Source organism: Novacetimonas pomaceti, assembly GCF_003207955.1.
GTDB lineage: Bacteria > Pseudomonadota > Alphaproteobacteria > Acetobacterales > Acetobacteraceae > Novacetimonas > Novacetimonas pomaceti.
Genome location: NZ_NOXG01000014.1, coordinates 17,218 through 41,061 on the forward strand (window position 1 = coordinate 17,218; position 23,844 = coordinate 41,061).

Here is a 23,844-nt window from a genome sequence, read left to right on the forward strand (position 1 = left end):
CTCCAGAAATCCTGTCATAGAAATCCTGCTACAGGGAAAAATGCCATGACCACCACAAGAGGGACCCTTCCCGACAGTCTGGACCTCCTGCGCAGGCGGACGCGCGAAGCCCATGACGACCTTCAGGCCCTGTTCCATTCGGTACAGATATGGAAGCAGGAAGTGGAGGGAATGCAGGGGACATGGCAGGATGTCGCGGGACGTGAGACCATCCGGAAATACGTCATCACGGATATCGAGGGCCGCGACGAGGTCGTCCGCCATCTGATGCAGATCGTGGAACTTGACGATGACGGGGAACGCGCGACGGTCGAGGCATGGAAGGAATCCCTGGCGAACCGCCAGACGATCGCCAACATCATGGAACGCAACGACACGTTCCAGGACACCGTCCCGAAACTGCAGGCCGCGACCCGCATGGCGGAGGACACGACGGCCGACAGCAACCGGCATGCGAACGACGCCCTGGCCCAGATGCCCGGTACCTGAGGGGTGGCGGCCTGCGACAGCAGGGGTGAAAAGTAAGCGATGAAGGTTTTCGGGTGTTGTCTTTCATCTAAAAAGGCGGCGTTCTTTCAAAGCTTTTTGCAAAAAGCTTCACCAAAAACTTCTTATGTTTCTTGTGCGATCTTTTCGGCCGTGTCGGGTGCCGCGCACTGGCCGCCGATTTCCATGCAGAGGTAGCGGACAGTCTTCGCCCCGCCATGGATGACGCCGCATCCGACCTCCCTGAAACCCAGTGCCGCGTGGAAGGCGTCGGATGCCGGGTTGGGCGGGTTGAGGTTGACCTCGCACACGACATGGCTGTGCCCGGCGCGCGCGGCATGGGCGAACAGGTCCATGTACAGCCTGCGTGCGTAACCGCGCCCGCGCGCGCGTGGTGACACGACGATCCGGTCAATATAGACGAAGCGGTCGAAACCTTCGCGAAACCACAGGAAGTTGGGGCTGTCGTACCCGGCGTCCTGATCGAACGCCAGCACGAATGCCGCCCCGCCGATATGCCGGGCGAGGAAAGCCGTTTTCAGAAGATGCCTGAAACGATCCGCATCCAGCCGCGAAAGCTCGGTCTCATGATCGTTGTTCAGCGCGAGGAGGGCGCCGAACGACGGGTCGGTCGCGGTCAGGCTCTTCACGTCATCAGGCAAGGCGTCCTCCATGTGCAGTCCCAAAAATGATGAAAGTTTCCAGATGCCGCCTTTTATCCAGAAAGGCTCCGCCGGAAAGTTTTTCATGTTTCCCGCAGCGTCCCGTGGTCCAGAAAATCAAGGACCGCGCGCAGGAACGCCTCCGGCTGGTCCAGCATGACAAAGTGAAAGCTGTCATCGATGCGCCGGAAGCTGACATTGCGTGTCGTGGCATAGGCATTTTGGAATACCGCATCGATGTGCGGGGCCGCGACGCCATAGACAGGGTCATAGGCGTAAATGACCGCGACAGGCGCGGTGATGCGGCCCAGTTCGGGACGCAGGTCGGTGGTCATGAGTTCATAGGCGGCATCGGCCACGGTCCTGCGATCCGATTCCAGCCCCGCCGCGACCAGGGCGGGCCGGACGCTTTCGGTCCGGGCAAGGCGGGCGATCGATGCCTCCTGCATGGCCTGCGCCCGTGTATCGGATGCCGCCAGCAATGCATCGCGGAATCCGGCCGCCTGCGGTCGGGCCGTTTCGCTGGTGGCCGCCGGATCGAACAGCAGGCTGTAAAATGGCAGCGCATCGACAATCACCAGCCCGCCGACCAGATCGGGATGGCGCGCGCCCAGCATCAGCGCCACCTCGCCCCCCAGCGAATGGCCGACGACGATGGGGGCCGCGACATGTTCGCGCCGGATATACCCGGCAATCGCCTCTGCCACGGGGGCCGCCACCTGATGGTCCGGGCCGGGCATGGGGGGCGTGCCGGCAAACCCCGCCACCTGAACAAGGTGAAGGCGGTAATCCCCCCGCAACCTGGCGGCAAGGCCCGCCCATACATCGCGCGAGGACGCCAGCCCGGGGATCAGGATGATGTCCGGCCCCGCGCCCTCAACCATTACCGTGATATTGCCGTGGGCCAGCGATGCCGATGGCCCGGCGGTTCCGTCCGTCGGCGGCGTGGTGCGGGGGCGCATGGCATTCTTCCTGTCCCGAATGGTGACGGCTGGCCCCTATCCTCAATCCCCGGGCCGCCTGCCTGTCAAGTTTCCTGTCCATCGCGCCGCGATATCCGGCAGGACGGCTGGTCCCATGCCATCATGGCCATCCCGAACGGTAACGGTTCCGGTCCGCCACATGCCGGCATCCATTTTTTCCCGATATCCACGCCGGACGCGGACGCCGTTTCAGAGGCTGTTTGAAAAGGCAGTTCTGACAATCCACTGAAATCATGAAAGTTTTTGGTGAAGCTTTTCATAAAAAGCTTCAAAAGGACGTCGCCTTTTTGGGAAAAGGGCGGCCCCCGGAAAGGCCGGCCCGAATGTCACGAACCGGGCCGATGGCATGGCAGGCGGAATACCCGAGCCTGTCCGCCGTCACGGAGATGCCTGCCCCGTGTGTTGTGCCAGTCGGTATCCTCAGGCAAGCGGATACGGATCATATGGCGGCTGGACCATCCTGTGCCGCCGCATGGCCGCGATCCGGGCCGCAACGCGTGGATAGGCCCATTTGAACAGGCCCGAGGCGACGATCACCGCGATGCCCACAAAGGTCCAGTCATCCAGCGGTTCATGGAAGACATAGAAGCTGAAGGCCACGGCCCACAGCATCTGGCTGTATTGCGGCAGGGCGATCGCGCTGGCCGTGGACCGGGTCGCGGCCATCATCATGAGCAGCTGCCCCAGTGCCGCAAGGAAGCCATAGCCGAACAGGAATATCCACACCGTGCCGCCCTGCGGCCAGCCTGCATGCGCCACCATCAGGATACCATTGCCCAGCAGGGGACCGCACAGGCTGGAACTGAACATCGACAGGCGCGGCGTGTTGTGGCCCGACATCCGGTAGGCAATGACCCCCACCGCATTCGCGACCGCCGAGATCAGCGCGCACAGATGCCCGAAATGGAGCGCGCGCAGGCCCGGCCGCAGCACGATCAGCACGCCGACAAAGCCCACGATGACCGACAGCCAGCCCAGCGCGGAGACCTTTTCACGCAGCAGCACGACCGACAGGACGGTCACGAACAACGGCATGAGGAAAATGAGCGAGAATGCCTCCGGCATGGGCAGAAGCATGAAGGCCTCGACACTTGCCGCCGTGGCGGCAAAGGTCGCGGCCGCGCGCACCAGCCACATGACCGGCTGGCGGATCACGAACAGGTCGCGGTAGGATTCGTTTTTCCCGCGTACGAAGGGAATGAGCAGCAGGCCGAAGACACCGCCGGAAAACGCCACTTCAAACGGGTCGATCCGTCCGGCCAGCAGCTTGGAATAGGCGTCGCTGATCGAAAACGAGGCGTATGCCGCGAATGCCAGCATCATGCCCGCCGAAAGGCCGGTATTCTTCATCCGTTCTGCCCACGAAAAAATTATTCAGGCGCAGATATGGATGTCGATGGGCAAAGACCAGCGCTTGTCGGTAAATCCAGTCATGCGTTTTCTGCGCCGGATTTCATATGACGCGCCCGCTTTTTTCGGGTAGCAGATTGCGCCCCGAAATCGGGACGGCAGCGGTCATCAGGCATGGGCCTCCAGCCCTCGGCCGATCGCAAGAAGGCGACGTTCCCGGAAGATTTTTGCAAAAAGCTTCACCAGAAACTTTTACGGCTTTCGGGGGATTGCCGGGTCAGTCCTTTTCCCCGGCGGGGGATATGACCGACAGGGCATTGTCAGGCAGGGGACGCTGCAGGCGCAGTGCTTCGTTCAGGGGGGCCTTCATCCACACATCCAGTTCTTCCGGGCGGGTCAGGATGACCGGCATGGCCTTTGGATGGATGATGCCGACTTCACGATTGGCCGTTGTGGTCAGGAAGCCGAACAGGTCATCCGTCGTTTCGCCATCCGCCAGTTTCCGCACGGATGTCCACCGGCACCAGATCCCCGCGAAGAAGGCGAGTGGTTCCCCATCGCCGCGGGCAAACCAGACGGGGCGCGATTTCCCATCGGCCAGGCGCTGCGGTTCGGAAAAAGCCGTAAGCGGCACAAGGCAGCGATGCGCCATCCCTTCCCAACGCTTCCACCATGTCGAGGCGGGATTGCGGATGTTGGTCACGCCCCGGTCGACCCTGCGGCCTTTCAGGTATCCCGGCGGTGTCGGCATGCCCCAGCGCGCCATCACCAGTTCCCGGCCATCCGGCGCGTTGCGCACGATGGGCGCCATGGTATCGGGCCAGATGTCGGGCAGGGGCGCAAGATTGCCGGTGCGGTCGGTCACGACCCCGGCCGCCTTTCGGATCGCCTGCTGGCTGCTGGTCATCGCATAGAGGTTGCACACGCGTCCTGCTCCCTTGTGGTTACATGCCGCGTAATCCGGCCGCCATGCCGGTCCGCCCATGTCGTGGCGTCCACCATACGGCGGTGGCGGCCTATGCGGCGTTCGTGTCCTTCCGTTTCGCGATTTCCGCCATGATAAGTGCCAGCGCATGGCGGGCGGCATTTTCGTTCCCGTGCGTGAAATCGGCGCGGCACAGATCGCGCACTATGGTGGAAAAGCGTCCCTCCTGATCCACGGTGGCAAAGCGGGAGACCGCGCGCGTGACGACGTGGCACATGGGCATGCGGGGGCGCACCTCCATCGACAGCCATTCGCGGATATGGCGCGCCGCCTTTTCCAGGTCGCCGGTCACGGTGTGGTCGGGATCCCACCAGCCGCGCCAGACATATTTCACCGCATTGCCAAGGCAGAACGACATGTGGCGCGCGATTTCGATACACTGCACCCCCGACGGGTGGCGGTACGCGGGGGGCAGGGCAACGGCGGACTCGGACGCTTCTTCCACGGGGTGTTTCTTCCTTCTTTTCCCCTATGATCCACGTGCAGGCCGGTTTTGCGCCCGTGCGGGATCGTAACCAAGCTTCATGCAATCGTCACACCATGGCTGCGGGCGGCCTGCTAAGGAACCGTTACCCGCAGCGTCGCGGGCCAGCAATAGAGGTTTGCGGATCATGAACACACAATCCGATTACCCCACCAAGACCCCTTGCGATCCCCATGAGGAATGGCGACTGGCCCTGATTCAGGCATGGAAAAACAGGCGTGGCTATACACGTCCGACCGATACGGCCTATCCGGTTTTTGAAGAGGACTTTCTTTTCGACGAACTGTGACCTGCGTCGCCCCGGCCCGCAATGACCGGACGGGGGCGTGTCGCGTCGTCGGGATGCCGGGATCGTCCGCCCGGCGGATGATGATAATGCGCTGGGGATAATGCGCCGCTGCCCCGTCCCGCATGGGGACAGGGCGCGGATCCTGCGTCCTGTCCCCCTTGCACGACGGGGCGATCACGCCCGGTCGTGCGCGAAGGACGATGCGCCCGCAAGGGAACGGCCCCTTATGCGGGTCGCATTGCCTGCGGGCGGTGCATCGGGGGATGGCGTCATTCCTGCGTGGGCGTGGTGGCGTGGTATTTCGTGCGCTTGTGCCCATGCCATGAATGGCCGGTATGGGGGCCTGTGGTCCCGGTCGTATTGGGCGTGGCGGCGCCGGTCGTGGAATCGTTGGGCGGCGGCTGGGTCCCGGGCTGTTCATTGACGGTGCGGGGATTGTTCCACAGCTTGTCCGACGGGTCGATGCGCTGGCCACTGCGATCCGTGGCGGAGGGCGGGTTTTTGCCCACCGCGGACGCCGCGGAATCCGCGTTGGGCTGTGGCGGGGGCGTTGTCTGCGCAAGCGCGATGGACGGCGCCCCGGCAAAGGCCGTCAGCACGAACAGGGAACTGGCAAGAATTTTCATGACGCTTCCTTTTTTATGAAATGCGCGGCGGATATGAATTCCAACAGCCCGTGCGTGAAAAGGTTGCGTGCCCGCCCGTATCTCCCTGTCCCAGACCAGATGGTACACAACCCGCCATGCCATCCCGCACGAAGGGCGGTTCGAGGAACCTTGCGTCATCAGAAGAAAGTTTTTGGTGAAGCTTTTTTCAAAAAGCTTCAGGAAACGCCACCATCCTGAAAAAGACGCCCCCGGAACCTGTTGCCACTCCCCCGGTCAGCCGTTCTTCGATACCCCCGGCGGGGACGGGTTCATGTTTCCGGCCCCGTGGTTTCGCCCTTTGACGGCGGATCGCTGGCGGGAAAGGTTTCCTCCAGCGCCTCGTCACGGTCCTGGTCCTTTTCCTTCTCGGTCTTCGGAAGGGGTTTTTCGGTCTGGTTCCTGATGTCCGACATCGGGATTCTCCCTTGTTATATGGCGGAACTGTTCAACAGCGTAATCGGGCAGGAGTTCCGGAAATACATCGCGCCCCCACAGATCGGCAGCGGCGGGGGATAGGGCTGCGGGTCGTCGATGGGCTGCGGGTCCTCGCCCGGTTCCGGCGGGTTGGTGGGCGGCACCGGCACGCCGGGCGGCATCGGGGGCACCGGCGCGGGGGACGGCGGCTGTTCAAGGCCATGCGGGATGAAGGCAAAGCGCATGTCTGTTCTCCCTTGCATATAAGGCAGGCAACGAGACATCCCCGATGGGGGTTCCGGTAAAAAACACATCACCGGACCCGCGATGACCGCGGGCCCGGTGACTGGATGTGCGCAAAGAGGAAAGATGAAATGTCGTGATCAGATAAGGCGGTTTCAAATGCCGCGATCACCCGCCAGCGTCAGTCGAGCCTGACCGCCGGGCGGACGAAAACGTCAAGCCAGTCCACAAGGCACGAAATCAGGCCGCGGAAGGTGCCATACAGTTCGAACTGGTGCTGGCGATACAGCATCAGGTGAACCATGCGCGCGCTGATGCCCCTGAGCCACCCGCCACCAAAGACCTTGCCGCCGGGGAACGTGCCCCACCCGTTGTAATCGCCCAGTGCGACGACCGCGCCCTTGTTGTGGAAGGCGAACGGCGGCAGCTTCGCGCCGTTCATCCAGCGCGGCATGTAACGCGCCAGGTGATGCGCCTGCTGGCGGGCGACCTGTGCCGTGGGGGCAACGGGCTTTTCCGCGATGAAGGCGCAGTCGCCCATGGCGAAGATGTTGTCATCTTCCAGAAGCTGCAGGGTCGGGCGCACCTCAAGCTGTCCGGAACGCGAAAGCTTCAGCCCCGCGAAGTTGCGCGTCACGTCAGGCGCCTTCACGCCCGCCGCCCATACCCGCAGGGTCGCGGGGACGCGCGTGCCGTCCTTGAGCATGTAGCCCTTTTCATCCGCGCCGCTGACCATGGCGGAGGTCTGCACCGTCACGCCGATATCCTCGAGCTGCTTTTTCGCCGCCGCCGACACCGCTTCGGGGAAGGCAGGCAGGATGCGCGGCCCGGCCTCCAGCAGGGTGATCTTCAGCTTGGGCGGCTTCTTGCCAAAACTGTAGAGGGAGGCAAGGTCCAGCGCCTTGTGCAGTTCGGCGGCAAGCTGCGTGCCCGTGGCGCCGCCACCGACGATGGCGATGTCCAGTTCCTCGTTATTGCCGAACGCCTTGAGCAGTTCCATGCGGAAGCGTTCGTTGAATCCGTTGGCTTCGACCAGGTTGTCGATGAACAGGCAGTGCTCGGCCACGCCGGGCGTGCCGAAATCGTTGGCGCGGCTGCCGATCGACAGCACCAGCGCGTCATATTCCAGCGTGCGTTCGTCAAGGATGACCTCGCCCGAGGGTTCCTTCACCGGGGCCAGCGTGATGGATTTGGCCGCGCGGTCAAGGCCGGAGATCTCGCCGGGCCAGAAATCGAAATGATGGCGGCTGGCCTGCGACAGGAAGCTGATGCGGTCGTTTTCGTTGGCCGCCGTGCCTGCCGCGAAACAGTGCAGCATCGGTTTCCACACATGGGCGAAACTCTTGTCCACCAGCGTGATTTCCGCGCGTCCCGACTTGCCGATGGAATCGCCCAGACGCGTCGCCAGCGCCAGGCCCGCGATACCACCGCCGACAATCACCACCCGAAACTTTTGTGCCATCCTATGCCTCTTTCACCCCTGCCGCACAGTGTCCCGGCCCCCAAGGGAAAAACCCTGTCGCATTACGAATATATCGAAAAACTGTTCATGTCCGTGCCGCCCCGCGCCCGTTGCGGGGGCGGGCGGCAAGACGGCAACGGCCGACCCGGCAAAAGAAAACCGGCCCGGCCGCACCGCCTGCGTATCATGGCGTGGCGGCCTTCGCCGCCACGACCCGCGATCAGAAGAAGCCGAGCTTCTTTTCGCTGTAGCTGACAAGCAGGTTCTTGGTCTGCTGGTAGTGTTCCAGAACCATCTTGTGCGTTTCGCGGCCGATGCCGGACTTCTTGTATCCGCCGAACGCCGCATGCGCGGGATAGACGTGATAGCAGTTGACCCACACGCGGCCGGCCTCCAGCCCGCGACCCATGCGGAAGCAGGTGTTGGCGTCACGGCTCCACACGCCCGAACCCAGCCCGAAGGGCGTGTCGTTGGCGATGGCCAGCGCTTCTTCTTCCGTCTTGAAGGTCGTCACGGCCAGAACCGGGCCAAAGATTTCCTCCTGGAAGATGCGCATCTTGTTGTTGCCCTTGAACACGGTCGGCTGCACGTAGCATCCCTTGTTCAGGTCGCCGCCCAGGTCGGGACGTCCGCCACCGGTCAACAGCTGCGCGCCTTCGCCCTTGCCGATGTCGATGTAGGACAGGATCTTTTCCTGGTGGCCGTGCGAGTTCTGCGCGCCCATCATGGTGTTGGGATCCAGCGGGTTGCCCTGGCGGATCGCCTTGATGCGCGGCAGGGCGCGTTCGATGAACTTCTCATAGATCGATTCCTGAACCAGCGCGCGGCTGGGGCACGAACAGATCTGGCCCTGGTTCAGGGCGAACATGGTAAAGCCCTCGATCGCCTTGTCCAGGTAATCGTCGTCGTGGTCCATGACGTCGGCGAAGAAGATGTTCGGCGACTTGCCACCCAGTTCCAGCGTCGCGGGGATCAGGTGTTCGGCGGCGGCATGGGCGATCATCTTGCCCGTGGGCGTGGAACCCGTGAACGCGATCTTGGCGATGCGGTCGCTGTTGGACAGGGCCGCGCCCACGTCCTTGCCCAGGCCGTTGACGATGTTCAGCGTGCCGGGCGGGAACAGGTCACCGATCAGTTCCATCATCACGAGGATGCTGGCGGGCGTGCTTTCGGCGGGCTTCATGACGACGCAGTTGCCGGCGGCCAGCGCCGGGGCCAGCTTCCACGAACCCATCAGCAGCGGGAAGTTCCACGGAATGATCTGTGCGACAACGCCCAGCGGTTCATGGAAGTGATAGGCGATGGTCGTGTCCGTGATTTCGCTCAGCGTGCCTTCCTGCGCGCGGATGCAGCCGGCGAAATAGCGGAAATGGTCGATCGCCAGCGGGATGTCGGCGGTCAGGGTTTCACGGATCGGCTTGCCGTTGTCCCAAGTTTCCGCACGGGCGAGCAGTTCGAGGTTCTGCTCCATCTTGTCCGCGGCCTTGAGCAGGATCAGCGCGCGATCGGCCGGGGAGGTATGGGCCCAGGCGGTCTTCGCCTTGTGCGCGGCATCGAGTGCCAGTTCCACATCAGCGGCGGTGGAGGCGGGAACTTCGCAAAGCACGCGGCCATCGACGGGCGACGTATTCGTCAGGTAATGACCCGCGATCGGGGGCAGCCACTTGCCGCCGATATAGTTTTCGTAACGCGCCTTGAACGGCGGCTTCTCGGTCGTGTAATCGGAAGACATGAGCCATGTTCCCTTGGTTGTTATGCAGTGTCCGTGTCCGTATTTCATGGGAATATGAAATACAGTTCCATGGTTGCCCATTTGTCCGGCGTTGCTGATCCCGGTGCGTGGCCCGGCGACTGTCCATGTCCCCATGTGGGACCGAACGGTACAGGGAATGGGTTGTATCCCGTATTTCCCGTTATCTGTTCACCGTATTTCTGAACGTCTGTACCGGGATAAAATCGTATCTGCGTATCATCACCCCAGTCTGCCGGTTGCAAGGATCGGCGAGGAAGAACAAAACCGCCGGATACAGCGGAATGTCTATATCCATTGGTATATAGATACATCGTGAACCACAAGCGTCCGGATAATCACGTAAACGTGAGGTGGACACCCGATGTCATATTGTGTCCAGTAAAAACAGTTATATATCAATATGTTGGTTTGATGTTCCTGGCTGTAATTTTCAACAAATGAAATACAATGAAAGAGCAGTTGCATAAAACCACCCGATGATCAGGCCCGCTGGCGCTGGGGCTGGCGGGAATGTGACCTGATGTCGGGAACGGCTTTTTCCACATGGGCGAAATTTCGGCATGGATTGCGAACATTGCCGTAAAATACAGCGAAAAAAACATTTCAATCGCATGGACGGTCGTGGCGGCCATCATGCGCGCCGCGCGGGTCCGCAGGAGGCGTGTCCGGATTTTCCCTGTCCCGGTAACGGATTTTCACCCGCAATGACGGAATCGGCGCCTGCCTGTCATCGCGATGTCCCGCCTTTGTCCCCCATGGGGGCGGTGTCCGCGTCCAGGGCGTTCCCGCCAGGCAGGCTGCGTCCCGGATTCCGGCCCAGTCCCCGCAGCAGGATGGCAAGGTCGCGTGGTCCCATGACCGCGCTGTTGCGCAGGCGGGGATATCCGTCGCGGTCGTACCACATCAGCCAGAACAGGTCGCCGCCGCCGTCATGGGCGCGGACATGTTCCAGCCACAACGTATCCCCCGTATCGTCATGGCGGACCAGGGGATCGGGAAACACGCTGCCCCGCGCCGTGCCGTCGCCATGGGAATATCCGCGCGATGCATCGGTGCGGTACCACGCATTGCGCATGCCGTACCGCGCGGGCGGCGTTCCGTCGGGCGGGAATGATTCCGGCCGCGATGATGCGGGTGGGGGCGCGATCATGGCGTCCGTTCCATTATGGTCCTTCGGGATTGCGTGTCGCGTGGTGCGCATGGCGCACGGGCGACGGATGGGGCTGACGCAGGCGGGTGCATGCGGTATCTCACGCGCATACAGCAGACGTTGCAAGGAAACAGGCAATGACACAGCAGACCCCGGCCACCCCCGCCAGCGACGACCCGACGGCAAAGGGCAAGGCCGCCGCCGTCGGGGGGCAGCCCCTGATCGAGAACCCGTATGAGGAAGACACCCCCGAATTCGCGCAGTGGTCGGCGGGCTGGTGGAGCGTGCGTGAAAATGACGGCGACGAGGATCCGCTGGATCAGGCATGAGTTACAATGATGTGACCTCAGCACGTTGTTACCACAGTCGTGTTGTATGGTTATTCACGTGTGTCATTAATAACGAACAGTAACGGCTGTTTTTCCGAACGGTTGTGACTGTTCTCAGGTTGGCGGCATTCCTTTCATCGGGGGTGCCGCCTTCTGTCTTTTACGTCCCGATCAGCGCGATCATCGCGTTCGTGCCATGGATGTTCATCGCGAATGCTGCCGCGCACCGCCCATGCATCCCGATGACGGGATCTTTTGGACGTGCCCGCCAGTAAATATGCGCCAGTAAATGTGCGACCGAATGCGCCGCCCGCGCCCCGGCACCCGCTTACCTTTTTTTTATGCAATGCGATGTTCGCCCCATCCTCGGCCCGAAAGGCCGGGATACTGCGTGTCCGTTGCGCCCCGCGATCCGTCCCGACATCCGCCCCCTGTCGCAGGCCATGCGTTTTGCTCTTGTCACGCGCCGCAAAACCTTCATGATCCAGCCTGTCAGGGTCCCACGATATGAGCAGAAAAACATTTTCCAGTTCCGCCAGAGATGAGGCGGACTCCCTCGAAGTACTGATGAAGTACTGGCCGGACGAGGATGAAACGCCCGTCCCCGCCGAAGGGGCGGCCGATCCCGCCCCGCCGCCCGACCGGATGATCCGGGTCCTGCCGGATGGGTTCGCCTTTCCCGCCATTCCCCGGAACGCACGCATGCCGGACCGCTATGCCTCCGTGCGGCGGCTGGAACAGCCGCTCGGGCTGCATGTCCCCGATTTCGTGGCGTCACGCATCGATCTGGCGCTGCAGTCCTGTCCCCACGCGGCCGACGCGGTGGAGGCGATGGCAAACGCCGAACGTGACCTGATGGCATGGGGCACGCCGGGACGGATGCGCCCGGTGCTGCTGGTCGGGCCGCCGGGGTCGGGCAAGTCGACGGTCGCGCGCCTGTATCACGAGACCATGGGGCACGCGGTGCAGAAACAGAACGTCGCCGCGATGTCCGATGCCCTGTCGCTGATGGGCACGCACCAGACCTATGGCGATTCCAAGCCCTCCATCGTGCTGGAGGCCATGGCCCGCACCGGCATGGCCAATATCTGCATGATCATGGACGAGGTGGACAAGTCCCCGCGCGAATGCCGGAACGGAACGGTACAGGACGCGCTGCTGCAGTTCCTTGACCTGGCGGAGGCCCGGACCTTCCGCGACGTGTTCCTGAACGTGCCCGTCGATGTCAGCCATGTCCGCTGGGTCATGACCGCCAATTCGCTGGAGGCGGTTTCCGCCCCGTTGCGGTCGCGCTGCGCGGTCGTGCATGTCCCGGCCCCGACGGCCGAACATGTCCCCGCGCTGGCGTGGAACATCGTGCGTGAAATCGAGGTCGAACGGAACCTGCAGCCCGGCTGGTTCGACCTGTCGGCCTACGAACTGGCGCAGTTGCAGAAGGTGTTCGCAGGCGACATGCGCATGCTGCGCCGCTGCGTTGAAATCGTCCTGCGCGAACAGGTGCGCCACTGGCCCCGCGCCTGACGGAAGGAGAAAGTGGCGGCGGCGGAATTGTAACAGCACCGGCCCAAACCATATATGTTACAACATGATATGCGGAGGGCGCGTGGATGATTGATCGTGACTGGCAGGTTGAGGCGCTGCGGCGCATGGAAAAGGCGGGCGGCACGATCGACCCGGTTTCCCTGCATGACGGGGATGAACAGAAATGCGCCCGCAACCTGCTGGACCTTGAACTTCAGGGACTGTCCACCGGCGGCGTCAGCGCCACGCCACAGGGATTCCGGGTGGGCGGGGCCTGCACGATTACCGATGCGGGACGGCGTTTCCTCGCCCGGCCCGAAAACATGGAAATCACGCTTGATGGCCCGACCACGGTCGCGGCACTGCGCCAGCGCGTGCTGGACGATGCCAGCCTGTCGGACGGGCAGCGTCAGGACCTGCTGGCGTCGCTGGAGACGATGCATCCCCTGACCCTGAAGGGACTTGGCCGCGACCTCCTCAACGCCGCCGTGGCGGAGGGGCCGCATGCCATCCCGCTTCTGCGCAGGCATACGGGAAACTGACGGGCGGGGATTTCCGCAAGCGGGGGGCATGAAGCCCGCGCGACGGAACAGGCGGGACATGATGGAGTCCCGTGCCCGCCCGCGGCATGGCATGGGCCAGAATTTTGTTACATAATATTGCGTCACTTCCCATGCCGGCGGGCGCGGGTGGGGGCGCATGTTCACACCGCGCGCACCCGCGCGGGGTGTCCTGTCACGAATTGCGCGCGACCCCGTCTGCCCCCGGGGGGGGCATTAGGAATAATTACCTGATTTTGGGGAAAGTGGTGCCGACACTCGGAATTGAACCGAGGGCCTACTGATTACGAATCAGTTGCTCTACCCCTGAGCTATGTCGGCGGAAGTTGTGCGCTTGATATCCGACGTTGGACGCGGATGCAATATGCCAAATGCACCATTCCTCAATTTAATTCGCGTTGTATGGTGTCGCTGGCATGAGAACTTTCATCACGACCCTTCCCGCCCGGCTTGGCTGTCAGTCGGTCGGCCCCGCGCCGGTGCCGACCGTGCAGCATGTGCGTGTCATCGGCGGACTGGCGGAATGTCCGGGATGCGGGCTGTACCAGCACGTGCCCGAACTGCAGCCCGGACAGCTTGCGGCCTGCCCGCGCTGCGGGCAGCACCTGCGGCGGCGCAGGCGGACCGCGCCGGTGGCGGCGCCGCTGGCGTTCTGCATCAGCTCGGCCGCCTTCTACCTCGCGGCGCTGGCGTCCTCTCTCATGACGCTGAATGTCTATGGGCGCGAACGCACCGTCGACCTGCTGACCGGGCCGATGGAACTGATGCACGAAGGCTGGGGGGAGGCCGGGGTGCTGGTGGGCGCCGTGACCATCATGGCGCCCGCCGTCGCCATCGCCCTGATGTTCGCCATCCTGTACGCCGGGACGCGTCCCACCCTGCCAAACTGGGCGCCGACCATCCTGATCTGGTATGAAAAGCTGCGGCCCTGGTCGATGGTGGAGGTCTATATCCTCGGCATCTTCGTCGCCTATACCAAGCTGACGGACATGGCGCATGTCGATGTCGGGCCTGCCGTCTATCTGATCGGCGGGCTGATGCTGACGATGGCGGTGACCGATTCGACCCTCGATACCGAACGGATCTGGAAACACCGCCGCGTGGATTCCCTGGCCCGGCTGGAGGATGGGGAGGCCGTGCCGGTCGAGTACGTCCATGTGGAGGATGTCGGCATGCCCCCCGTCGAACGCCTTGTCGCATGTCCCTCATGCGGCCTAGTGGGGGAGATGGAGCACCCCGTCAGCAACCTGCACTGCGTCGGCGCGTGCCCGCGCTGCGGCCACAGCGTCTGGCGCCGCGCGCCGCAGTCGCTGACGCGCACCACGGCGTACCTGATCGCGGCGGTCACGTTCTATATCCCGGCCAACCTGTATCCGGTCATGACCTTCATGCGCATGGGCGGCGGCGGGGGCCACACCATCATCGAAGGCGCGCTGGAATTATGGAGCGACGGCATGATCCCGCTGTCGCTTCTGGTCTTTTTCGCCAGCATCACCGTCCCGATGCTCAAGATCGTCAGCCTTGCCACCATGGTCGCCATGACGTGGCGCGGCGCGCGGCAGGGGCTGGTGCGGCGCACGCGCCTGTTCCGGCTTGTCGACATGGTGGGTCGGTGGTCCATGATCGACGTGTTCATGATTTCCATCCTTGTCGCGGTCGTGCGCTTCAACGCCATGGCGACCGTGACCGCCAATGCCGGGATGGTGGCGTTCGCCGCCGTGGTGGTGCTGACGCTGCTTGCGGCATGGAGCTTTGACCCACGCATCATGTGGGACGCGGCCGGCATGAACGGCACGCTGGTCGACGGGCTTCCCCGCGCCGTGCTGACGGCGCATGACGGCGACACCACGCAGGGGCCGTCCGGCCCCGCATCAACCAAGTCCGCGGCGACCCCCCGTCCCGCCAATATGGAGCCGAATCAGGCGTGAACGACGATACCCCGAACGATCCCCGGAACGGGCGGTCGCAGACTTCCATCCCGCAGTCCGAAACGCGCACATACCAGTTTTCCGTCATCTGGCTGGTTCCCATCGTCGCCCTGCTGATTGCGGGCTACCTTGGCTGGCGCGGCCTGACGACGCGCGGGCCGGTCATCACCATCACCTTCGACACCGCCGACGGCCTGACCAGCGGCCAGACCGAGGTGAAGAGCAAGTCCGTCTCCCTCGGCACGGTGGAATCGATCCGGCTGAGCGATGACATGCACCATGTGGAGGTCGGGGTGCGCATGACCTCGGCCGCGTCGCGGATGATGACCGACCACGCGCGGTTCTGGGTGGTGCGCCCGCGCATCAACGGCGCCAGCATCACCGGGCTGGAAACCGTGATGTCCGGGGCCTATATCGCCATGGACCCCGGCGAACCCGGCGGGCGGCACACCACGTTCTTCAAGGGGCTGGAATCGCCGCCGGGCGTGCGTTCGGACCAGCCGGGCCATACCTATACCCTGATGACGCCCAGCCTCGGCTCCATCGGGCAGGGGGCGCCGATCTTCTTCCGCGATGTCGTCGCGGGCGAGGTGCTGGGCTATACCCTGCCGCCGGGCGGCCGCGGGCCGATCAAGGTGCAGATTTTCGTGCAGGCCCCGTATGACCAGTACCTGCGCACCGACACGCGTTTCTGGAACGTGTCTGGCGTGCAGGTCGGGCTTGGCGCGGGCGGGCTGAAGGTCAAGCTCCAGTCGCTGCAGGCCCTTCTGTCGGGCGGCATCGCCTTCGCACCGCCCGATGCGCGCGATGAACAGCTGGTGCAGCCCAATTCCGGCACCGTCTTTCGCCTGTATGACAGCCAGGAGGAGGCCGATGCCGCCGGGTATCGCGAACGCATCCCCCTTGTCACCTACCTTACCAGTCCCGTTTCGGGCCTGACGAAGGGCGGGCGCATGACCATGTTCGGCATCCAGGTCGGCATGATCGACGACGTGAAGCTGCTGGTTGATCCCCATACCGGACAGGCGCGGGTGCGCGTGGCCATGGAGCTGCAGCCCGAACGCGTGTTGAATGACCAGGAGGTTCCCGCCGACGCCCTGCGCAGCCTGCTGCATACGCAGGTGGCGAACGGGCTGCGCGCCTCGGTCCAGAGCGCGAGCTTCCTGACCGGCGAATCCGAAATCGCGCTGACCTTCGTCAAGAACGCGCGCCCCGCCGCCATGACGCAGGAAGGCGACGCGCTGGTCCTGCCGGGACAGGCGGGCGGCATGGCGGGCATCATGGATTCGGTGTCCACCATCACGGACAAGGTCGCGGCGATGCCGCTGACGCAGGTGGGCGAAAACCTGAACAACCTGCTGGCCCATGCGGATGCCCGCATCAACAGCGCGGACATGCGCCAGGGGCTGGCGTCGCTGCGGGCGTCGATGGAGAACCTGCAGGTCATCTCCCACGATGCGCGGGCGCGCATGCCGCAACTGCTGGCGGGGCTGGATTCCACGCTGAAGAACGCGAATTCGCTGCTGTCCAGCTATGGCGGCGACACGGACTTCCACCGCAACCTGCAACAGATGGTCGTACAGCTTAACGAGGCGGCGCGTTCGCTGCGGTTCCTGTCCGACTTCCTTACCCGCCATCCCTCGGCGCTGATTACGGGACGATAATGCGATGACCTGGCCCTTGAGCTTCATGAACGGCACCACACAGCCGGGGCGTGCCGTCCGGCGCGCGGCACTGGCGCTGGCGGCGGCGACCCCGCTGCTGGCGGCCTGCGGGTCGGCGGACCCGACGCTCTACAGCCTTGCCCCGACGCAGGGCAGCGCCGTGGGACAGGCCCCCGCCGTGGTCGAGGTCCGCACCCCCGGCGTGCCGCCCGCTCTGGATCGCGACCATATCGTGGGACAGCAGGCGAATTACAGCCTGACCACCCTGTCCGGCGCGTCGTGGAGCGAGCCTCTGCCCCAGATGATCGGCGATACCCTGACATCCGACCTGCAGCAGCGCCTGCCCGGCAGCAGCATCTTTGCGCAGAACAACGCCACCAGCATGCCGGCGAAGGCGTTCGTCGAACTCGACGTGACGCAGTTCGCCCGCGATGCCTCGGGGGAGGTGCGGCTGTCGGGCACGCTGTCGGTCCATCGCGCGGGCGATCCCGAACAGGGCACGGCGCAGCCTTTCTCCCTCGCCACCAGTTCGGGTAGCGGCACGACGGCCATGGTCGCGGGGCTGAGCCAGCTTCTGGGGCAGGTGGCCGATAGCGCGGCGCAGCGCCTGCGCGCCCTGCCGGCAGAAGAGACCACGGCCCGTCACGCGCGCTGACGCGGCAGGCCACTGCATGGGGGGCGGGTACCTGTCCGTCCCCATCAGGCAACCTGTTGATAAAATTAAAAGTTTTTGGCGAAGCTTTTTCCAAAAAGCTTCAAAGGACATCGCCTTTTTGGAAAAAGGCGACACCCAAAAACTCTTATGATTTCAGGGTAATATTGGATCCGTCTTTTCAGGCGAGGGTATTGGCGTAATTCTTCAGGTGGCTGACGAATTTCAGCCCCTTCGTGGCCTCGGGGTCCACGAAATGCACGTCGTCGGGCGCGCGGCGCGGCGTGTCGGCGGCGAAGAAGACCACCGGCGCGGTACCGATCGGTCGCACCCCATGCACGACATTGCGCAGGAACGACACCATCTGCCCCGCGCGCAGGGTGCGTGGCGGTTCGTCCTCGATCAGGAATTCCAGTTCCCCGCGCAGCAGCAGCAGGTGTTCGTCGCACTGCGTATGATAATGCCGGGGCAGGGGGTGATAGATGCGGAACAGCCGCATGCTGGCCTCCGCCGAATCGCTGAGGTAGGCATCGACGATCAGCGTGTCCGACCGGTCGGGGAACTGCTTTATGATCTCGTCAAAATCAGCGAATCTGTAACGTTCGTTCATTCCGGTTCCTCCCGTTGGGTGGGGAAGTGTATCGCGATGCGACCATCCGGGGCCATGGTGAATGGGTGATGGCATGACGGGGCCGGACGGGCGGCCGGAAATAACCAGCTGATAATGAATGATAAAAATTTCTGGGTGCCGTCTTTCATCTAAAAAGGCGGCGTCCTTTGAAGCTTTTTGCAAAAAGCTTCACCAAAAACTTTCATGACTTCGGTGTGTTGCCGGCCTTGGGACGTGGGCATGAAAAAAGGCACCGCGAAGGGTGCCTTTGTCCCAGATATCGCGGATGGAAAAGGATCAGACCTTTTCCACCTGATTGTATTCCAGATCCACCGGCGTGGAGCGTCCGAAGATCGAGACGCTGACGGTCAGGCGGCCCTTTTCCTCGTCCACTTCCTCGATCGTGCCGTTGAAGGACGTGAACGGACCGTCCGCAACACGGATCTGCTCGCCCACCTCGAACGTGACGGAAGGACGCACGCGCTCGACGCCTTCCTGCGCCTGCTTCATGATCCGCTCGGCCTCGACCTTGGGAATGGGGGAGGGTTTGGTCTTGCTGCCCAGGAAGCCGGTTACCTTCGGCGTGTCCTTGACCAGGTGCCACGCCTCGTCCGTCAGTTCCATGTTGACCAGCACGTAGCCGGGAAAGAACTTGCGTTCCGAATTGACCTTCTGGCCGCGACGGACCTCGGTCACTTCCTCGGACGGCACAAGGATTTCCCCGAAATGGTCGGCCAGCCCCTTCTGGGCGGCCTGTTCCTTGATGTGCTGGGCGATTTTCTTTTCAAAACCCGAATAGACGTGGATGACATACCACCGCTTGGCCATGGCTGAACTCAGCCTCCCAGTCCAAATAGTTTACGCACGCCAAGGCCGATCACCTCGTCGACGAGGAAGAAAAATACCGATGCCAGCCCGGCCATCGCCAGAACCGCGCCCGTCGTCATCAGGGTCGCGCGGCGCGTGGGCCACGTGACCTTTTTCGCCTCGGCGCGGACTTCTTCTACAAATTTCGCGGGACTGACCGACACGAAACATCCTTCCTGCAACACCCGACGCGCCTGACCGGGGGTGCCCGGCTGGCGCGGGGGCCTGAAATCCGGTCAGCACGGCGTTGTCCTGACCAAAACATGCCAAGCCGGAAGGGGGGGAATGATCCCGACCGGAGAATGGCAGGGGTGGAGGGTCTCGAACCCGCAACCTCCGGTTTTGGAGACCGGCGCTCTAGCCAATTGAGCTACACCCCTGCAAAGCCGCTATCGACGTGGCCGGATCGCGGCGGAACCATTGTCCCGCCCTTCCGGCCTGCCCATGCGTACCCGGCACAGTGAAGCGGAAAAGAATACGACTGACGGAGAAAGTCAAGGGGGCGTGGGTGATTTCATGCGCGGGGATAAAAAAAACGTTCCCCGCCCCGATGAAAGTGGCGTGGTCGCGTCATCGGGACTTGCCATGCCTTGTCGCCACGCATTATACATGCCCCGAAATGGGCGGGCGTAGCATAGTGGTAATGCAGTAGCCTTCCAAGCTTCTGAGGAGGGTTCGATTCCCTTCGCCCGCTCCATTCCTTCGTTATCCTTCAAGCATATATCTTGAGTGTGGCTCCCGCTTCGCACGGAACGGGTTTCGTCCCGGACATGCCGGGTGGCCGGGCTGGGTCCCCCAACGGGCCCTGCGGCCGCGGGCAGCTTCCGACCGACGGGAACCCGACCACGCCATGACCCCCACCAATCCCCCCACGCACGCCGGGGCGTCCCGGCCCGCCGCGATTCATCCGACCATTGTGCTGGTGACGTGCTGCCTCAGCCTGTTGCTGGTGATGATGGACGTGACCATCGTCAACGTGGCGCTCCCTTCCATCCGCATCGCCCTGCATGGCAGTTTCTCCACCCTGCAATGGGTGGTCGACGGCTATACCCTGATGGTCGCCAGCCTGCTGGTGCTGATGGGCGCGATCGCCGACCGGGTGGGGCGGCGGCGCGTCTTCGTCGCTGGAATCGCGGTGTTCTGCGGGGGGTCGATGCTGTGCGCGCTGTCGGGGTCGATCCCGTTCCTGGTGTTCGCGCGCATGCTGCAGGGAATCGGTGGCGCGATGCTCAACCCCGTGGCGCTGTCGATCATCGCGAACGTCTTTACCGATCCGCGCGCGCGGGCGCAGGCCATCGGGATATGGGGCGGCACGTCTGGCGTGGCGCTGGCGCTGGGGCCGGTGGTGGGGGGCATCCTTGTCCACTGGGTCAACTGGCAGGCGGTGTTCTGGGTCAACGTGCCGATCGGGATCATCGGGATTTTCCTCAGCCTGCGTTTCATCCCCGAATCCCACGGCCCGCGCACGCGCGCGTTCGACGGGCCGGGGCAACTGCTGGTGATGGTGACGCTGGCGATGCTGACGGCCGCCCTGATCGAGGCGCGTGACCTCGGCTGGAGCAATCCGGTCATCGTCGGGTTCCTGTCGCTGGGTGTCCTTGCGATGATCGGGTTCGTGATCGTGGAACAGCGCAGTCCCGCGCCGCTGGTGGACCTGCGGTTTTTCCATGCGCTGCCGTTTTCCGGGGCGATCGTGACCGCCATCCTCGCCTTTGCGGTCTTCAGCGCGTTCCTGTTCCTCAATACCCTCTATCTCCAGGGATCGCGCGGGATGTCGGCGCTGCATGCGGGGCTGTGCACGCTGCCGTTCGCGGTGTGCAGCAGCGTCTGCTCCCCCCTGTCGGGACGTCTGGTGGGACATGTGGGCGCGCGCCTGCCGCTGCTGGTCTCCGCCGTGGGGTTTGGCGTCAGCGCCCTGCTGCTGACGGGGCTGTCGGATGCGACGCCGCTGTGGGTGCTGCTGGTGGCGTATGGCCTGTGCGGCTGCGGATTCGGGATGTGCAACGCCCCGATCACCAATGCCGCCGTCTCCGGCATGCCGCGCACGCAGGCGGGGGTGGCGGCGGCGCTGGCCTCCACCAGCCGGCAGATCGGGGTGCTGCTGGGCATCGCGCTGTCTGGCACGATGACCGGCGCGCCGACGGGACAGATCGGGGCGGTCCAGTGGGCGGCGTTCGCGCGGGCGACGCATGCCGTGTGGTGGGCGATGCTGGTGGCGGCCATCCTGATCGGGGTGATCGGCATTGTCGTCACCAGCGCGCGGGCGCGCGCCAGCACCAAAGCTGTGGCGGCCGTGCTGGCCGGGGTGGAGGCTGGCGACATGGCGGCCCGGGGCATGGGCGGCGGGGCATCGCGGCGGGCCTGACCGGCTCCTGTTCGATCCGTGCATGACTGAGATGCGCAGCGTGCAATGGAAGGCGGGATATTCGTGACGAATCGTTCATGAACTCTATTTCCGAAGCGGGGGTGGATATGTATGCTACGACCCGCTGTGGGACGGTGGCGTGACCTGCCGGACGGCCGGGTCGGGCGCGCGATGGATTTTGTGGCGCGCGGCCGGTATGGTGCCGGTTGCGTGGGTCAACGCAGCGTGCTAGAGCCGCGCCAGCAGTGGCTCGGGCGGTCGTGTTCCGGGGCCTGCGGCGTGTTTGTGTGACCCACGATTCTGGATTGGAAAAGCGGACAGTGGATTCGACTGGAACGACCTCAATACCAATCGCCTCCATTGCCAATGGCCTTGCGGGCCGTTACGCGACGGCGCTCTATGACCTTGCCTCCGACCAGCAGAAGCTCGACCTCGCGCTGGACCAGGCAAAGGCCCTGTCCTCCATGCTGGACCAGAGCGCGGACCTGTCCGCGGTGCTGGTTGATCGCACCCTTGACATCCGCCAGTCCACGCGCGCGCTGCTCGCGGTGCTGGACAAGGAGGGTTTCGATCCCCTGATCCGTGATTTCGTCGGCGTGGTGGCGGCCAACCGCCGCCTGCCGCATCTTCGTGAAATTCTCGCCGCCCTGGCGGCAATCGCCGCTGCCCGCCGGGGCGAGGTGGTGGCGGACGTCGTGTCCGCCCATCCCCTCAACGACGTGCAGCGCGCACAGCTTCGCGGCCGCCTCGCCGAGGCCGGCTATTCCAAAGTCAATATCCAGGAGCGTGTTGACGCGGCGCTGCTGGGCGGTCTGGTCGTGCGCATAGGCGCCCGCCTGTATGATACCAGCCTCAGATCCCGCCTTACCCGCCTGCATCATGCCATGAAGGGAGCCGCGTGATGGAAATCCGCCCCTCCGAGATTTCGGATATCCTCAAGCAGCAGATCGCCACGTTCGACCAGGCTGTCGATGTTGCCGAAACCGGCACCATCCTGTCGGTTGGTGACGGCATCGCCCGTGTTTACGGGCTGCAGAACGTCGAAGCCGGCGAAATGCTGGTCTTCCCCGCCAGCGGCCAGCATGGCATGGCGCTGAACCTCGAGAACGACAATGTCGGCGTCGTCATCTTCGGTGATGACACCTCCATGCGCGAAGGCGACACCGTCGCGCGCACCGGCAAGGTGGTCGAGGTCCCGACCGGCAAGGCCCTGCTGGGCCGCGTGGTCGACGGTCTGGGCAACCCGATCGACGGCAAGGGTCCGCTGGTTGGTGAAATCATCAACAAGCGCGCGGAAATCAAGGCCCCCGGCATCATGCCGCGCCAGTCCGTCAGCGAGCCGATGCAGACCGGCATCAAGGCCATCGACGCGCTGGTGCCCATCGGGCGCGGCCAGCGTGAGCTGATCATCGGTGACCGCCAGACCGGCAAGACCGCGATCCTGATCGACACCATCGTCAACCAGAAGAGCGTCAATGCCCTGGGTGACGAATCCAAGTCGCTGTACTGCATCTATGTCGCGATCGGGCAGAAGCGTTCGACCGTGGCGCAGCTGGTCCGCACGCTGGAGGAAACCGGCGCGATGGAATATTCCATCGTCGTGGCGGCCACCGCGTCCGACCCGGCCCCGATGCAGTACCTGGCGCCGTATGCCGCGTGCTCCATGGGCGAATATTTCCGCGACAACGGCATGCATGCCCTGATCGTGTATGATGACCTGTCCAAGCAGGCCGTCGCCTATCGCCAGATGTCGCTGCTGCTGCGTCGTCCGCCGGGACGTGAGGCGTATCCGGGTGACGTGTTCTACCTGCATTCGCGCCTGCTGGAACGCGCCGCGAAGATGTCCGACAAGTTCGGCGCGGGTTCGCTGACGGCGCTTCCGGTGATCGAGACGCAGGCTGGCGACGTGTCGGCCTATATCCCGACCAACGTGATTTCCATTACCGACGGCCAGGTGTTCCTTGAAACCGACCTGTTCTATCGCGGCATCCGCCCGGCGGTGAACGTTGGCGGTTCCGTGTCGCGCGTCGGTTCCGCTGCGCAGATCAAGGCGATGAAGCAGGTTGCCGGCAAGATCAAGCTGGAACTGGCGCAGTATCGCGAAATGGCCGCCTTCTCGCAGTTCGCGTCGGACCTCGATCCCGCGACGCAGAAGCAGCTTGCCCGTGGCGCGCGCCTTGTCGAGCTGCTCAAGCAGCCCGAAACCTCCCCGCTTTCGGTCGAGGAGCAGGTGGTCGTCCTGTTCGCGGGCACCCGTGGCTATATCGACGCCGTGCCGGTGAACGAGGTCACGACCTATGAAAAGCGTCTGCTTGAGGAAGTGCGTTCGGCAGGCAAGGACATCCTCGAATCCATCCGGACCCAGCGTCAGCTGACCAAGGATATCGAAAGCCGACTGAACGATTTCCTGACGACGTTCGGCCGTCAGTTCGTCAACTGA

At 63.7% G+C, this 23,844-nt stretch carries 27 protein-coding genes and 3 tRNA genes; 12 read left to right on the forward strand and 18 right to left on the reverse strand.

Annotation, left to right across the window (positions count from 1 at the left end):
- The first annotated feature begins 45 nt into the window (after positions 1-45).
- Positions 46-489, forward strand: coding sequence for a hypothetical protein (locus tag CFR71_RS10990; RefSeq protein WP_110531049.1), 444 nt, complete (start codon positions 46-48; stop codon positions 487-489).
- Between the two features lie 122 nt (positions 490-611).
- Here the strand turns inward: CFR71_RS10990 and CFR71_RS10995 are convergent, their stop codons facing one another.
- The 6 genes from CFR71_RS10995 to CFR71_RS11020 all read right to left on the reverse strand — a co-directional run bounded on the left by CFR71_RS10995 (position 612) and on the right by CFR71_RS11020 (position 4,911).
- A complete protein-coding gene (locus tag CFR71_RS10995) occupies positions 612-1,148 on the reverse strand; it encodes a GNAT family N-acetyltransferase (protein ID WP_207781372.1) in 537 nt (178 codons plus the stop codon).
- A gap of 83 nt (positions 1,149-1,231) precedes the next feature.
- Positions 1,232-2,110, reverse strand: coding sequence for an alpha/beta fold hydrolase (locus CFR71_RS11000; RefSeq protein ID WP_110531051.1), 879 nt, complete (start codon positions 2,108-2,110; stop codon positions 1,232-1,234).
- A gap of 65 nt (positions 2,111-2,175) precedes the next feature.
- Positions 2,176-2,391, reverse strand: coding sequence for a hypothetical protein (locus CFR71_RS11005; protein ID WP_110531053.1), 216 nt, complete (start codon positions 2,389-2,391; stop codon positions 2,176-2,178).
- Positions 2,392-2,551: 160 nt separating this feature from the next.
- Positions 2,552-3,481 (reverse strand): DMT family transporter, encoded by a 930-nt coding sequence (locus CFR71_RS11010; RefSeq protein WP_110531055.1) that lies wholly within the window; start codon positions 3,479-3,481, stop codon positions 2,552-2,554.
- Between the two features lie 277 nt (positions 3,482-3,758).
- Positions 3,759-4,406, reverse strand: a complete 648-nt coding sequence (locus CFR71_RS11015) for an SOS response-associated peptidase (protein ID WP_110531057.1) — start codon at positions 4,404-4,406, stop codon at positions 3,759-3,761.
- 91 nt (positions 4,407-4,497) lie between these two features.
- Positions 4,498-4,911 (reverse strand): DUF3310 domain-containing protein, encoded by a 414-nt coding sequence (locus CFR71_RS11020; RefSeq protein ID WP_206057938.1) that lies wholly within the window; start codon positions 4,909-4,911, stop codon positions 4,498-4,500.
- Positions 4,912-5,077: 166 nt separating this feature from the next.
- On the opposite strand from CFR71_RS11020, the gene CFR71_RS16545 reads away from it, so the two are divergent.
- Positions 5,078-5,239, forward strand: a complete 162-nt coding sequence (locus CFR71_RS16545; RefSeq protein ID WP_165829348.1) for a hypothetical protein — start codon at positions 5,078-5,080, stop codon at positions 5,237-5,239.
- Between the two features lie 269 nt (positions 5,240-5,508).
- Here CFR71_RS16545 and CFR71_RS16910 read toward each other — a convergent pair whose 3' ends face one another.
- The 7 genes from CFR71_RS16910 to CFR71_RS11045 all read right to left on the reverse strand — a co-directional run bounded on the left by CFR71_RS16910 (position 5,509) and on the right by CFR71_RS11045 (position 10,908).
- Positions 5,509-5,865, reverse strand: a complete 357-nt coding sequence (locus CFR71_RS16910) for a hypothetical protein (RefSeq protein ID WP_239019441.1) — start codon at positions 5,863-5,865, stop codon at positions 5,509-5,511.
- Positions 5,866-6,155: 290 nt separating this feature from the next.
- Positions 6,156-6,299 carry a hypothetical protein gene (locus CFR71_RS16550; RefSeq protein WP_165829346.1) on the reverse strand — a complete coding sequence of 48 codons (144 nt, stop codon included), beginning with the start codon at positions 6,297-6,299 and terminating at the stop codon, positions 6,156-6,158.
- Positions 6,300-6,314: 15 nt separating this feature from the next.
- Positions 6,315-6,545: a hypothetical protein gene (locus tag CFR71_RS11030; protein WP_110531059.1), complete on the reverse strand. Its 231-nt coding sequence runs from the start codon at positions 6,543-6,545 to the stop codon at positions 6,315-6,317.
- 179 nt (positions 6,546-6,724) lie between these two features.
- Positions 6,725-8,005, reverse strand: a complete 1,281-nt coding sequence (locus CFR71_RS11035; RefSeq protein ID WP_110531061.1) for an NAD(P)/FAD-dependent oxidoreductase — start codon at positions 8,003-8,005, stop codon at positions 6,725-6,727.
- A 220-nt stretch (positions 8,006-8,225) separates the two neighbouring features.
- Positions 8,226-9,737, reverse strand: coding sequence for an aldehyde dehydrogenase family protein (locus CFR71_RS11040; protein ID WP_110531063.1), 1,512 nt, complete (start codon positions 9,735-9,737; stop codon positions 8,226-8,228).
- Positions 9,738-10,153: 416 nt separating this feature from the next.
- Positions 10,154-10,393, reverse strand: a complete 240-nt coding sequence (locus CFR71_RS16205) for a hypothetical protein (RefSeq protein ID WP_133251138.1) — start codon at positions 10,391-10,393, stop codon at positions 10,154-10,156.
- 92 nt (positions 10,394-10,485) lie between these two features.
- Entirely contained in the window at positions 10,486-10,908 is a 423-nt protein-coding gene (locus CFR71_RS11045) for a hypothetical protein (protein WP_239020377.1), read from the reverse strand.
- Positions 10,909-11,045: 137 nt separating this feature from the next.
- On the opposite strand from CFR71_RS11045, the gene CFR71_RS11050 reads away from it, so the two are divergent.
- The 3 genes from CFR71_RS11050 (at position 11,046) to CFR71_RS11060 (ending at position 13,300) form a co-directional block, all read left to right on the forward strand.
- Positions 11,046-11,237, forward strand: coding sequence for a hypothetical protein (locus tag CFR71_RS11050; protein ID WP_110531065.1), 192 nt, complete (start codon positions 11,046-11,048; stop codon positions 11,235-11,237).
- 507 nt (positions 11,238-11,744) lie between these two features.
- Positions 11,745-12,758, forward strand: coding sequence for an AAA family ATPase (locus tag CFR71_RS11055; protein WP_110531067.1), 1,014 nt, complete (start codon positions 11,745-11,747; stop codon positions 12,756-12,758).
- 86 nt (positions 12,759-12,844) lie between these two features.
- On the forward strand, positions 12,845-13,300 hold the full coding sequence (locus CFR71_RS11060; protein ID WP_110531069.1) for a hypothetical protein: 456 nt from the start codon (positions 12,845-12,847) through the stop codon (positions 13,298-13,300).
- A 264-nt stretch (positions 13,301-13,564) separates the two neighbouring features.
- On the opposite strand, the gene CFR71_RS11065 is transcribed toward CFR71_RS11060, so the two are convergent.
- Positions 13,565-13,639, reverse strand: a tRNA-Thr gene (locus tag CFR71_RS11065).
- Between the two features lie 95 nt (positions 13,640-13,734).
- Between CFR71_RS11065 and CFR71_RS11070 the strand changes: the two genes are divergently transcribed.
- The 3 genes from CFR71_RS11070 to CFR71_RS11080 are packed head-to-tail and all read left to right on the forward strand — an operon-like array spanning position 13,735 to position 17,565.
- Entirely contained in the window at positions 13,735-15,246 is a 1,512-nt protein-coding gene (locus tag CFR71_RS11070; protein WP_110531071.1) for a paraquat-inducible protein A, read from the forward strand.
- Positions 15,243-16,910 carry a PqiB family protein gene (locus tag CFR71_RS11075; RefSeq protein WP_110531073.1) on the forward strand — a complete coding sequence of 556 codons (1,668 nt, stop codon included), beginning with the start codon at positions 15,243-15,245 and terminating at the stop codon, positions 16,908-16,910. Before CFR71_RS11070 ends, CFR71_RS11075 begins: the two co-directional genes overlap by 4 nt.
- A 4-nt stretch (positions 16,911-16,914) precedes the next feature.
- Positions 16,915-17,565: a PqiC family protein gene (locus CFR71_RS11080; RefSeq protein ID WP_239019439.1), complete on the forward strand. Its 651-nt coding sequence runs from the start codon at positions 16,915-16,917 to the stop codon at positions 17,563-17,565.
- A 178-nt stretch (positions 17,566-17,743) separates the two neighbouring features.
- Here CFR71_RS11080 and CFR71_RS11085 read toward each other — a convergent pair whose 3' ends face one another.
- From CFR71_RS11085 to CFR71_RS11100, 4 genes are all read right to left on the reverse strand, one after another.
- Positions 17,744-18,172 (reverse strand): cupin domain-containing protein, encoded by a 429-nt coding sequence (locus CFR71_RS11085; RefSeq protein WP_110531077.1) that lies wholly within the window; start codon positions 18,170-18,172, stop codon positions 17,744-17,746.
- 297 nt (positions 18,173-18,469) lie between these two features.
- Positions 18,470-19,000 (reverse strand): transcription termination/antitermination protein NusG, encoded by a 531-nt coding sequence (gene nusG, locus CFR71_RS11090; RefSeq protein ID WP_110094708.1) that lies wholly within the window; start codon positions 18,998-19,000, stop codon positions 18,470-18,472.
- Positions 19,001-19,008: 8 nt separating this feature from the next.
- The gene (gene secE / locus CFR71_RS11095) at positions 19,009-19,203 is read right to left on the reverse strand and encodes a preprotein translocase subunit SecE (RefSeq protein ID WP_040512887.1); all 195 of its coding nucleotides are present in this window, start codon (positions 19,201-19,203) and stop codon (positions 19,009-19,011) included.
- A 139-nt stretch (positions 19,204-19,342) separates the two neighbouring features.
- Positions 19,343-19,419: transfer RNA gene (locus CFR71_RS11100), tRNA-Trp, on the reverse strand.
- Between the two features lie 243 nt (positions 19,420-19,662).
- Between CFR71_RS11100 and CFR71_RS11105 the strand changes: the two genes are divergently transcribed.
- From CFR71_RS11105 to atpA, 4 genes are all read left to right on the forward strand, one after another.
- Positions 19,663-19,736, forward strand: a tRNA-Gly gene (locus tag CFR71_RS11105).
- Positions 19,737-19,889: 153 nt separating this feature from the next.
- On the forward strand, positions 19,890-21,404 hold the full coding sequence (locus tag CFR71_RS11110; protein ID WP_110531079.1) for an MFS transporter: 1,515 nt from the start codon (positions 19,890-19,892) through the stop codon (positions 21,402-21,404).
- A 305-nt stretch (positions 21,405-21,709) separates the two neighbouring features.
- Positions 21,710-22,306 carry a F0F1 ATP synthase subunit delta gene (locus tag CFR71_RS11115; RefSeq protein WP_110531081.1) on the forward strand — a complete coding sequence of 199 codons (597 nt, stop codon included), beginning with the start codon at positions 21,710-21,712 and terminating at the stop codon, positions 22,304-22,306.
- Entirely contained in the window at positions 22,306-23,844 is a 1,539-nt protein-coding gene (gene atpA / locus CFR71_RS11120) for a F0F1 ATP synthase subunit alpha (protein ID WP_110531083.1), read from the forward strand. The genes CFR71_RS11115 and atpA overlap by 1 nt, the downstream gene beginning before the upstream one ends.